The sequence below is a fragment of the Candidatus Symbiothrix dinenymphae genome, assembly GCF_001431085.1.
Window position 1 is genome coordinate 1 of the sequence record NZ_BBRU01000081.1, and the last position, 974, is coordinate 974.

1 protein-coding gene is annotated in these 974 nt (G+C 50.4%); it reads left to right on the forward strand.

Annotated elements, in window-relative coordinates; translation table 11 throughout:
- On the forward strand, window positions 1-974 hold a 974-nt coding region (locus ASC50_RS01340), incomplete at both ends, for a TonB-dependent receptor plug domain-containing protein (protein ID WP_158648250.1).

The following is a 974-nucleotide window of genomic DNA, read 5'->3' on the forward strand; positions in this document are numbered from 1 at the left end:
AACCGATGTGGATGGTTCATTCAAAATAGACGTTTCGCCGACGGATGTTTTGGAAGTTTCGTTTTTGGGCTATGACCTCTACACTGTGGAGGTGGGCGACAAGGCGAGTTTTGTGATTCCGCTCAAGCCCAAAGCGAATGAATTGGACGAAGTGACCATTGTCGCTTTCGGCAAGCAGAAGAAGAGCAGCGTGGTTGCCTCCATTGAGACGATTAAAGCCTCCGACCTGAAAGTGTCTTCTTCAAATCTTACCACTGCTTTTGCAGGTAAGATTCCGGGCTTGATTTCCTATCAGACCAGCGGCGAACCGGGACGCGACAATGCCCAGTTCTTTGTGCGCGGTGTTACTACTTTCGGGTACGCCACAGCACCGTTGATACTGATTGACGGATTTGAGTCCAATGCCGATGACCTGGCGCGTATGACGCCCGACGACATCGAAAGTTTCTCCATCCTCAAAGATGCTTCGGCGGCGGTGCTCTACGGCTCACGCGGTGCTAACGGTATCGTCATGGTGACCACCAAGAGCGGTCAGGAAGGCAGAGTGAGAATCAATGCCCGCGTGGATGTCAATGTGGCTACGCCCACGCAGATTCCCGAAATGATTGGCGGCGTGGAGTACATGCAGCTGTACAATCAGGCACTTTTGTCGAGGTATCCCGACAGGGAAGTCTATTACAGCGAGCAGAAAATTCAGTCCACCATGCGGGGCGAAAATCCGATGATTTACCCCAATGTGGACTGGTACAATATGCTGTTCAACAAGCAGACCGTCAACACGAAGGCAAACCTGAATGTGTCAGGGGGCGGAAAAATAGCGAACTACTTTGTATCGGCAGGTTTCGACAACGAAACCGGTCTGTTGAAAGTGGATAATCGCAACAATTTCAACAACAATATCGACATTAACCGGTTCAATCTCCGTAACAATGTGATATTCAAACTGTCGCCCACGACTACCTTAGACACACGCC